The sequence below is a fragment of the Nonomuraea rhizosphaerae genome (assembly GCF_019396405.1).
Taxonomy (GTDB): Bacteria; Actinomycetota; Actinomycetes; order Streptosporangiales; family Streptosporangiaceae; genus Nonomuraea; species Nonomuraea rhizosphaerae.
Genome location: NZ_JAHKRL010000194.1, coordinates 1 through 10,370, shown reverse-complemented (window position 1 = coordinate 10,370; position 10,370 = coordinate 1). Strand labels below are relative to the sequence as shown.

The 10,370-nt window shown below is 68.6% G+C and carries 9 protein-coding genes and 1 pseudogene; 4 read left to right on the top strand and 6 right to left on the bottom strand.

Annotation, left to right across the window (positions count from 1 at the left end):
* The 4 genes and pseudogenes from KME77_RS09535 to KME77_RS09520 all read right to left on the bottom strand — a co-directional run.
* A pseudogene (locus KME77_RS09535) lies at positions 1–194 on the bottom strand (hypothetical protein); the annotation flags it as partial.
* A gap of 2 nt (positions 195–196) precedes the next feature.
* The gene (locus KME77_RS09530; RefSeq protein WP_308250632.1) at positions 197–1,519 is read right to left on the bottom strand and encodes a glycosyltransferase family 87 protein; all 1,323 of its coding nucleotides are present in this window, start codon (positions 1,517–1,519) and stop codon (positions 197–199) included.
* Positions 1,516–4,155, bottom strand: a complete 2,640-nt coding sequence (locus KME77_RS09525; protein WP_219464193.1) for a transglycosylase domain-containing protein — start codon at positions 4,153–4,155, stop codon at positions 1,516–1,518. Before KME77_RS09525 ends, KME77_RS09530 begins: the two co-directional genes overlap by 4 nt.
* A gap of 135 nt (positions 4,156–4,290) precedes the next feature.
* Positions 4,291–4,677, bottom strand: a complete 387-nt coding sequence (locus KME77_RS09520; protein WP_219464192.1) for a DUF5318 family protein — start codon at positions 4,675–4,677, stop codon at positions 4,291–4,293.
* A gap of 134 nt (positions 4,678–4,811) precedes the next feature.
* On the opposite strand from KME77_RS09520, the gene KME77_RS09515 reads away from it, so the two are divergent.
* Together KME77_RS09515 and KME77_RS09510 are read left to right on the top strand one after the other, a co-directional pair.
* A complete protein-coding gene (locus KME77_RS09515; RefSeq protein ID WP_219464190.1) occupies positions 4,812–5,393 on the top strand; it encodes a PadR family transcriptional regulator in 582 nt (193 codons plus the stop codon).
* 13 nt (positions 5,394–5,406) lie between these two features.
* Positions 5,407–6,486: an inositol-3-phosphate synthase gene (locus KME77_RS09510; protein ID WP_219464188.1), complete on the top strand. Its 1,080-nt coding sequence runs from the start codon at positions 5,407–5,409 to the stop codon at positions 6,484–6,486.
* Here KME77_RS09510 and idi read toward each other — a convergent pair.
* Positions 6,483–7,079 (bottom strand): isopentenyl-diphosphate Delta-isomerase, encoded by a 597-nt coding sequence (gene idi / locus KME77_RS09505; RefSeq protein ID WP_219464186.1) that lies wholly within the window; start codon positions 7,077–7,079, stop codon positions 6,483–6,485. The two genes, KME77_RS09510 and idi, sit on opposite strands and share 4 nt — an antisense overlap.
* Before the next feature lie 82 nt (positions 7,080–7,161).
* Between idi and KME77_RS09500 the strand changes: the two genes are divergently transcribed.
* On the top strand, positions 7,162–8,448 hold the full coding sequence (locus KME77_RS09500) for an MFS transporter (RefSeq protein WP_219464178.1): 1,287 nt from the start codon (positions 7,162–7,164) through the stop codon (positions 8,446–8,448).
* A gap of 20 nt (positions 8,449–8,468) precedes the next feature.
* Here KME77_RS09500 and KME77_RS09495 read toward each other — a convergent pair whose 3' ends face one another.
* Entirely contained in the window at positions 8,469–9,860 is a 1,392-nt protein-coding gene (locus tag KME77_RS09495; RefSeq protein ID WP_219464195.1) for a CCA tRNA nucleotidyltransferase, read from the bottom strand.
* Positions 9,861–10,009: 149 nt separating this feature from the next.
* On the opposite strand from KME77_RS09495, the gene KME77_RS09490 reads away from it, so the two are divergent.
* The coding region (locus KME77_RS09490) for a hypothetical protein (RefSeq protein WP_219464176.1) at positions 10,010–10,370 on the top strand (361 nt) is incomplete at its 3' end.

Genomic DNA, 10,370 nt, shown 5'->3' with positions numbered 1-10,370 from the left:
CCGGCATCCGGTGGTTTGCCGGGATCGCCGTCGTAGCCGTGCTCGGCGATCGTGATGAACAGCCCGGCGTCCCACTTCCGCCACAGGCCCACGTAGTCGCCCAGCGCGACGCCGAGCAGCGTCCCGATCAGCAGTCCGGCCCGCGAGCCGAGCCACAGCAGGACGGCGTCGCGGTCCGCCGAGCGGGTGATCATGGCTAGCGGGCGCGCAGCGTGAACCGGTCGGGCGCGCCGTCGAAGACGCCGCCCACCTGGTCGTCGATCTCCGCCTGCCGCACGACGTCCTTGTCCGGGCGCAGGATGTCACGCACCACGAACGCCATCATGATCACGATCGTGATGATCCGCCCCCAGACGGCGGTGAAGTAGGTGTTGTCGCCGATCCCCAGGTCGTCCCGGCTGACCGGCGACTGGGACAGCAGGTACAGCCAGATGGCGAAGAAGTACCAGACCTCGGCGATCTGCCACAGCACCAGCGGCTTGTAGTTGGGCCTGGCCAGCACGGCGAGCGGCACCAGCCACAGCACGAACTGCGGCGACCACACCTTGTTCGTCATCATGAACGCGGCCAGCGCCAGGAAGCAGATCTGCGCCAGCCGCGGCCGGCGCGGCGCGACCAGCGTGAGGATCGCGATGCCCAGGCACAGCACGGCCAGCGAGAGCATGCCCAGCAGGCTGACGTCGGTGTCGCCCAGGACCGGCCAGCCCTTGTTCTGGAAGAACAGCCAGGGCGAGCCCCAGTCGACGCCACGCTCCTCGGAGAAGACGTAGAACCTGCGCCAGCCGTCCCAGGCCAGCACCATGAACGGCAGGTTGACCAGCAGCCACGCGCCGGCGGCCGAACCCATGGTGACCAGGAACGGCCGCCATCGCGCCGTACGCATGGTCAGCAGCAGCAACGCCCCGACGAACATCAGCGGGTAGAACTTGGTCGCGATCGCCAGGCCGAGCAGCACGCCCGCCAGCACCTGACGCTTACGCGCCCAGGCCAGCAGCATGCCCATCGACAGCGCGCCGGCGACCAGGTCCCAGTTGATGTAGGCGGCCAGGACGACCGACGGCGCGATCGCGTACCAGAGCGCGTCCCAGCGCCTGGCCGGCCCGGCCACCGCCGCCATCAGCAGCACCCCGGCGACCAGGCAGACGCCGAGCAGGATGACCGTGATGTCGTAGAACCGGACCGCCTGAGCGGCCATGTCCCCCGGCGCCAGCCACCGCACGATCGCGCTGACGACCTGCATGACCTCGCCGAGCACCACCGGGTACTCGACGTGCTTGTCGAACGGGACGTCGGCGAAGTAGGGGCTCTGCGTGCCGAGCTGCCGGTCGAAGAAGAGCGGGTAGATGTCGGTGTAGCAGAAGTTCGTGTACGTGGTGACCTGGTTGTTCCACCCACCGGTGCGGCACGGCAGCCGGACGAGGTAGGCGAGGGTCGCCCCCAGGGCCGCGAACAGCCCCAGGGGGAGGTAGGGCACCGCCCGCGCCATGAGGGGCGGGCGGTAGTCGGTCGTCGCCGTCACCACAACTCACGTCTGCTGGGGCTGGGCATCGGCTCCGGAACCCTGCCGGGATTGGTCCCCTGCCTGCCCCGGCCGTCGAACTGGCCGCCGTCCTGGTCGGGCTGGCCGTTCTCGTTGGGGTCGACCGTGATGATCTGGTCGCTGTCGTCGGTGCACGGCGGCACGACGCCGCAGGTGGCGTCGTCGTTCCGCGGATCGTCGAGCGACGGGTCGTCCGGCGTCGGCGTGGGCGTCGGCGTCGGGCTCGGCACGATGTTCTCGGGCGTGCCGGAGTCGGATCGGGTCGGGAACTGCTCGACCGGCTTGTTCTGGTGCGCCGCGAGCATGAAGGCCCGCCAGACCGAGGTGGGCCGGTCAGCGCCCTCGAAGCCGAGTGACGTCTCGAAGGGCCGCGTGTACGGGTTGTCGTTGTTGTACTTCTTGCTCGGCTTGTAACGCGGGGTGATGGGGCAGTTGGCCTGGGTCGGCGTGACGCGCTTGATCTTCTTGCCGCTCTTCGTCGTGGTCCAGCACTCCTCGCGGTACATGCCCACCGCCGTGGAGAACTGCGGCGTGTAGCCGACGAACCAGGCTTCCTTCTCCTCGTTGTTCGTGCCGGTCTTGCCGGCCGAGGGGCGGTTGCCCAGGCCCTTGCCCGCCGCGGTGCCGCTGCGCAGCACCTCCTGGAGGGCGACCGTGGCGTCGGCGGCGGCGTCAGGGCTGATCACGGCCTTGGACGACTTCTGCTCGGGATAGGCGACCAGGTTGTTGCTCAGCCTGACCTCCTTGACCACGTGGTAATGGGTGTACTTGCCCTCGTTGGCGAAGATCGAGTAGCCGGCCGCCTGCTCCACCGCCGTCACCGGGACGCTGCCGATGGCGAACTGGTAGTTGTGCGCCTTGATGTCCTCGGCGACACGGTCCTTGCTGAAGCCGGCCGCCTCGACGAGGTTCTTCAGGTCGTCGATCTTGCCCGGCAGCGCGTACGCCATCGACGCGTAGGCGGTGTTGACCGACTGCGCGGTCGCCTTGACCACGTCGATGGACGCGGGCAGGTTGTGGCTGTTGCGCAGGCCGCGCTCGAAGCCGGGGATCAGCTTCGGCACCGACTCACTGCCGGGCACCCAGCTCTTGAGCGAGTAGCCGGCCTGCAGCCAGGCGGCCAGCGTGTACGGCTTGAACGCCGACGCCGCCTGCTTGGCCGAGTCGAAGGGCTCGTTCCAGCTGTCCTTGAGGTAGTTGGTGCCACCGTAGAAGGCCACCACCTGGCCGTTCTTGGGGTTGACGGCGGCGAGGCTGGTGTGGAACTCCCTGCTCAGCCCCGAGGTGTTGCTCAGCACCGCGGTCTTGGCGGCCTGCATGAGGTTCTTGTCGAAGGTGGTGACGATCTTGTAACCGTTGCTCTTGATGACGTCCTCGGTGAGGCCGCGCTGCTGCTTGAGCTCACGCAGGACGGCGTCGACCATGTAGCCGTTGATGCCGCCCATCTGGCTCTCGGTGTTGGACTTCTTGACCTTCGGGAAGGTCGCCGTCTTCACCTTCTCGGCGTACTTGTCCGGCCACTGCCTGGCCATGTACTGGAGCACGGTCTGGAAGCGGTTCTTGAGCGCGGGGGCGTCGGGCTCCCAGCTCGGCGTCTGGATGTGCGCGGCGAGGTAGGCGCCCTGCGCCAGGGTGAGGTCCTTGGCCTTCTTGCCGAAGTACGCCTGGGAGGCCGCCTCGATGCCGTAGGCGCGGCCGAAGTTGATGGTGTTGAGGTAGATCTGCAGGATCTCCTCTTTGCTCTTCTGCTGGTCGAGCTTGACCGCGATGAAGATCTCGCTGACCTTGCGCTTGATGGAGACTTCCTGGCTGAGCCCGTCGTAGTAGCCGCGGGCCATCTGCTGGGTGATCGTCGAGGCGCCCTGCAGCTGCTGGCCGGTCGCGGTCATCCACAGCGACCGGGCCATGCCCTGGATGGAGATGCCGGAGTCTTCATAGAACGTGTCGTTCTCGATGGCCACCGTGGCGTCCTTGACGACGTCGGCCATCTCGTTGATCGGGACGATCTTCCGCGGCGTGCCGAGCTTGGCGATGATCGTCTTGCCGTCGCGGTAGTAGATCGTGCTGCCCTGCGCCGTCGCCGAGGCCTGCGTCTCGTTGGGGACCTCGGTGTTGGCGTACGCCACCGCGATCATGCCGAAGATGCCGGCGGCGAGGATCGTCATGGAGGCCATGACGATCTTCCAGCTCGGGATGAACCGGCGCCACTTCGGCTTGTCGGGCTTGCCCGGACCGCCGGGGCCCTTGGGACCGCCAGGACCGCCGGGCCCCCCGGGCGGCGGGTTGGAGCCGCGCCCACGGGAGCGCCGGGGCACCTCGCCGCCGACCATCGTCTCCTGGTTGCTGCGCGCGCGGGTGTCCCGCTCGCCCTGGGCGGCGCGGGCGGCGCGACGGCTGCCCGGACGCGGCCCCGGCTCCCGCGGCGCCTGTGGCTGCTGACGCGGGTCGTGCTGACGGGGGTCCTGCCGTGGATCGTGCTGGCGCGGGTCCTGAGGGCTCCCGTACGACTGCGCCGCCATCGCGCCGGTCTGCTCGTACGCGGCCTCCGGGCGACGCTGGGGGTCGCCGGAACCCCAGCCCTGCTCGCCGGTTTGCGGCGCGGACCCTTGGGGCACAGAACGGGATGAGCTGGAGCGACGGCGCCTTCCCGGGCGAGCCGTCCCCTCATTGTGGCTATTACTCACACGTCCTCGCATCGTCGTCGGATAGCACGGCGGATGGGCGTGAGGATCCTCGCCGCCCTCGGTCTTCTATGATCGCCCGACAAGGTCCGGCGGTCCGGTGCCGAGGACGAATGAGACCGTCAGGTGGTTCCAGGAACAACCTTGGCAGACCTCGACGACGTATACCCGGAACTCATCGTAATCATGGGCCATCTCGACGAGTTCCGACGTCACCTTTGCCTCACCGGCATGACGCCCGAGTGCGTCGCCGTAGACATACGTCACGTGCGTGACGTTCTCCCTCTCGCACACCGGGCAGGGGCTTTCGGTCGGCTCGCCGAAGTGGCGCGCCGCACGAAGGAGGTACGGCTGTGCGTCACAGACGTCCCCCGGCGACGTGCGCCCGGAACGCAGGGATCGGACCACCGCCCGCTTCGCCAGGCCGTAATCCACCACCCTTCGCTGTGACCACATGAGCGCCAGACTACGGCGTTTTGCTGAATCCGCCCAACGGCATGGTCAACTTCGTCGTTGCGGCGATATAGCGGCGCGACGTATCCTCGGGATGTATCGGTGCGATACATCGGAGCGAGAGGGGGGCGGTTCCCATGGCCAGCGGACAAGGCAGGGTGCTGGAGCTGGCCGTGCTCGGATCGCTGCACGAGACACCGTTGCACGGCTATGAGCTGCGCAAACGGCTCAACGCCCTCCTGGGCATGTTCCGCGCGTTCTCCTACGGATCGCTGTACCCGTGTTTGCGATCACTGCTGGAGCAGGGCCTGATCATGGAGGAGCAGCCGGCTCCCACCACGATCGTCGGAGGCCGGTCGAAGATCGTCTACAAACTGACCGCGGAGGGCAAGGAGCGGCTCCAGGACCTGCTGACACAGGCGGGGCCGTCCGCGTGGGAGGACGAGAGCTTCGGCGTCCACTTCGCGTTCTTCAGGCACACCGAGGCGGAGGTGCGGCTGCGCATCCTCGAAGGCCGCCGCAGCCGGCTGGAGGAGCGGCTCGACGCCGTCCGCACCGCTCTGGCGCGGACCAGGGAGCGCCTCGACAGCTACACGCTCGAACTGCAGCGTCACGGTCTCGAGTCGGTCGAACGTGAGGTGCGCTGGCTGAACGAGCTGATCGCGACGGAAAGACGGGCCTCCGCGGAGGAGAGCCCGGACAGATCAACTGATGAGTAAGGGAGCGAGTGCGATGGGTTCGGTTCGCGTGGCCATTGTCGGGGTCGGCAACTGCGCGGCGTCGCTGGTACAGGGCGTTCATTATTACCGGGACGCCGATCCGGACATCCGCGTGCCGGGCCTCATGCACGTGAAGTTCGGCGAGTACCACGTGGGTGACGTCGAGTTCGTGGCGGCGTTCGACGTCGACGCCAAGAAGGTCGGCCGTGACCTGTCCGAGGCGATCGTGGCGAGCGAGAACAACACGATCAAGATCACGGATGTGCCGCCGACCGGGGTGACCGTGCAGCGCGGGCACACCTTCGACGGCCTTGGCGAGTACTACCGCGAGATCATCGAGGAGTCCGACGAGTCGCCGGTCGACGTCGTGCAGGTGCTCCGCGACAACCGGGTGGACGTGCTGGTGTCGTACCTGCCGGTGGGCTCGGAGGCGGCCGACCGCTTCTACGCCCAGTGCGCGCTGGACGCCAAGGTGGCCTTCGTCAACGCGCTGCCGGTGTTCATCGCCTCCGACCCCGACTGGGCGCAGAAGTTCGTCGACGCGGGGGTGCCGATCATCGGCGACGACATCAAGTCGCAGGTCGGCGCCACGATCACGCACCGCGTGATGGCCAAGCTGTTCGAGGACCGCGGGGTGGAGCTGCTGCGCACCTACCAGCTCAACTTCGGCGGCAACATGGACTTCATGAACATGCTGGAGCGCAAGCGCCTCCAGTCGAAGAAGATCTCCAAGACGCAGTCGGTCACCTCGCAGATCCCGCACGAGATGGCCCGCGCCGACGTGCACATCGGCCCGTCGGACCACGTGCCGTGGCTGGACGACCGCAAGTGGGCGTACGTGCGGCTGGAAGGTCGCTCGTTCGGCGACACGCCGCTCAACCTGGAGTACAAGCTGGAGGTGTGGGACTCGCCGAACTCGGCGGGGATCATCATCGACGCGGTGCGCGCAGCGAAGATCGCCCTGGACCGGGGCATCGCGGGCCCGATCCTGAGCGCTTCGTCCTACTTCATGAAGTCGCCGCCCGTCCAGTACTCCGACGACGAGGCGCGCGAGTACGTCGAGAAGTTCATCCGCGGCGAGGTGGAGCGCTAACCCCGGGAGCGGCCCAGGGCGGCCGGAGGCAGCTCCGCCGCCGGGGCGGGGCTCCAGTCCATGGGATCGGAGCCCAGCTCGTCCAGCAGCGGCACCTGCTCGCGGCACCACGGGCTGATCGCGAGCAGGCCGCTCATCACGCCGTCGGTGAACTCCTTCCACGGCATCCACCGGAACTCCCCCACCTCGTCCGGGTTGGGGACCGCCGGGGCCCGCACCGTGACCCGGTAGACCGGGCACAGCTCGTGCTCCACGATGCCGTTGGGCATGACCGCGCGGTAGGTGAAGCGCGGGAGCATGAGGTCGGCGCCGTCGATGGACAGGCCCAGCTCGTACGACAGCCGCCGGATCACCGCGTGGTCGAGCGGCTCGCCGGGCATCGGGTGGCCGCAGCAGCTGTTGGTCCACACGCCCGGCCACGTGAGCTTGTGGGTGGCGCGCCGGGTGAGCAGGACCCGGCCTTCCTGGTCGAAAACGTAGCTGGAGAAGGCCAGGTGAAGCGGGGTTTCCTGACCGTGCACCGAGGTCTTGGGCGCAGTGCCGATGGCGTTGCCGACCGCGTCGACCAACACCACCTGTTCTTCCGTCGTCACGCTACGAAGCGTACGTGATCATAATGCCTGCTGGATACGGGTGGCGATCTGCGGCCCCAACCTGTGGAGCTAGGCTGACTGCGTGTCTTTCGTCGCCGATCTTCGCGTGGTTCTGAAGGGCCGGGACTTCCGGCGGCTGTTCGGCACGCGCCTGGTCTCCCAGTTCTCCGACGGCATCTTCCAGTTCGGTGTGACCGGATTCGCCTTCTTCAGCCCGGAGCAGCAGACCACCGCGCTGCAGGTGGCCACGGGTCTGGCCGTGCTGCTGCTGCCGTACAGCATCCTGGGGCCGTTCGTCGGCGTGTTCATCGACCGCTGGTCGCGGCGGCAGGTCCTGCTCTTCGCGCCGCTCGTGCGCGGCGTGCTGCTGCTCGTCGCGGCGGCGCTGGTCGCCGCCGACGTGCCCGACACGATCTTCTACTGCGCCGCGCTCTGCGTGCTCGGCGTCAACCGGTTCTTCCTGGCCGCGCTCGGCGCCTCGCTGCCGCACGTGGTGCCCGAGGACCGGCTGATGGCCGCCAACGCCGTCACGCCCACCTCCGGCACGGTCCTGACGTTCGTGGGCGCCGGGGTGGGGTTCCTGCTGCGCGAGGTGTTCGGCGGCGACGACGCCGGCGTGGCGCTGCTGCTGGTCGTGTCCGGCGTGGTGTTCGGGCTGAGCTCGCTGATCGCCCGCACGATGGAGCGCTCGCTGCTCGGCCCCTCGTACGATCCCGAGCGCCCGCAGGCCCGCGAGGCGGTGCGCAACGTGGTCGTCGGCCTCGTGGACGGCGCCAAGCACCTGGTCAGGCACCGCGTGGCGGCCGCCACGATGGGCGCCATGGCGGCGCACCGGTTCATGTACGGCCTGGCGACCGCGCTCGGCATCATCCTGTACCGCTACTACTTCACCGACGGCGACCCGGAGGCGGCGCTGCGCGGCATCGGCCTGGTCGTGGCCACGTCGGGCGTCGGCTACTTCCTGGCGGTGGTCGTCACGCCGTGGGCCACCGAGCGGTTCACGATCGAGCGCTGGGTGCCGATCGCGCTGGCCGCGATGGGGGTGTTCACGGCGGTCCTGGCCACGCCGTTCCAGGAGTGGGGGCTGCCGATCCTCGGGTTCGTGCTGGGGATCGCCGGGCAGAGCGTCAAGATCTGCGCCGACACCACCGTCCAGCGCGACGTCGAGGACGCCTACCTCGGGCGCGCCTTCTCGATCTACGACATGCTCTTCAACGGCATGTACGTGCTGGCGGCGGCGCTGTCGGCGTCGATCCTGCCCGCCAACGGCAAGTCCTACCTGGCCGTGGGCATCGCCGCGGCCGGCTACCTGGGCGCCGCCCTGGCCTACCGGCTGGTCACCTCGGCCCGGGCGGTCGCCCCTCGCTGATCAGCGGCCCTCGCGGCTGATCAGAGGTTCTCGCGCGACCACTCCAGGAGCGCGGCCGTGGCGGTCTCCTTGCCCACCACGCCCTTGTCCAGGCGCAGCTCCAGCAGGAACTTGTAGGCCTTGCCGACGACCGGCCCCGGCCCGACGCCGAGGACCCGCTGGATCTCGTTGCCGTCGAGCTCGGGCCTGATCTTGGCCAGCTCCTCCTCGTCGGCCAGCCGGGCGATGCGCTCCTCCAGCTGGTCGTAGGTGCGCGACAGGGCGGACGCCTTGCGCTTGTTGCGGGTGGTGCAGTCGGCCCTGGTCAGCTTGTGCAGCCGGTCGAGCAGGTGGCCGGCGTCGCGCACGTAACGGCGCACGGCGCTGTCGGTCCACTCCCCCGTACCGTAGCCGTGGAAGCGCAGGTGCAGCTCCACCAGCCGCGACACGTCGGCCACCACGTCCTTGGGGAACTTCAGCTCGGCCATGCGCTTCTTGGTGAGCTGCGCCCCCACCACCTCGTGGTGGTGGAAGGAGACCCGGCCGGCCGCCTCGTGGCGCCGGGTCTTGGGCTTGCCGATGTCGTGCATGAGCGCCGACCAGCGCAGGATCCGGTCGGGCTTGCCGTCCTCCTCCTGGGCGATGGCCTGGTCGAGGACGGTCAGCGTGTGCTCGTAGACGTCCTTGTGCCGGTGGTGCTCGTCGATCTCCAGGCGCAGCTTGGGCAGCTCGGGCAGCACGTGGGCGGCCAGCCCGGTCTCGACCAGCAGGCGCAGGCCCTCGCGCGGATAGGTGCCGCAGATCAGCTTGTCCAGTTCGTCCCGGATGCGCTCCGACGAGACGATCTCGATGCGCTCGGCCATCGCGGTCATCGCCTCGACGGCGGCGGCGTCGACGGTGAAGCCGAGCTGCGAGGCGAACCTGGCGGCGCGCAGCATGCGCAGCGGATCATCGTCGAAGGACTGCTCGGGCGTGCCCGGAGTGCGCAGCAGCTTGGCCGACAGGTCGCTCAGCCCGCCGTAGGGGTCGACGAACTCGTGCCCCGGCAGCCGCACCGCCATCGAGTTGACCGCGAAGTCGCGCCGCTCCAGGTCGGCCTCCAGCGTCTCGCCGTACATGACCTCCGGCTTGCGCGACTTGGGGTCGTACGACTCGCTGCGGTAGGTGGTGATCTCGATCTGCCAGCCGCCCTTGCGCACGCCGACCGTGCCGAAGTCGATGCCGATCGTCCAGACGGAGTCCGCCCACGGCCGGACGATCTCCAGGACCCGCTCGGGCCTGGCCTCGGTGGTCAGGTCGAGGTCGTTGCCCACCCGGCCGAGCAGGATGTCACGTACGGGACCGCCGACGAGGGCCAGCTCGTGCCCCTTCTCGGCGAACAGGCGGCCGAGCTCGTCGGCGACAGGGGCGATCTTGCGGAACAGGTCGTTCATGGCCCGCTGCTGGCTTTCGGTCAGATTCGTGTGGGACAAGCTGAATACGTCCTTGTACTCCGGAACATATCCCCCGAGCCATATGAAGTCGGGGTTACCGTCGGTCAGGGGACCGTCGGGGGCCATGGAACGAGGCAAGGAGGTTGTAGATGAAGGACGCCCTCGCGATCCACCGCTGGCTCCTCGCACACCAGGTCCACCATGAGATCGTACGCCTTCCGCGCCCCATGACTCGCGCGGAAGAGCTGCCCGACGCGGTCTCAGCGGCACCCGAGCGGTGCGTGGCCGTGACGGTGTTCGAGGTCGCCACGAGGATCGGCCGCGAGGTCGTCGTCGCCGTCGTCTCCACCGTCGCCCACCCTCCGGAGCCCGAGATCGTCGGCGGCGTGCTCGGATTACGCAAGGTGCGGCTCGCCCCCGACTTCCTGGTCAACTCCGCCACCGACTACGCGGCCGGGCTGGCCAGCCCGCTGCTGCTGCCCGACGACCTGGAAGTGCTGATAGACGACC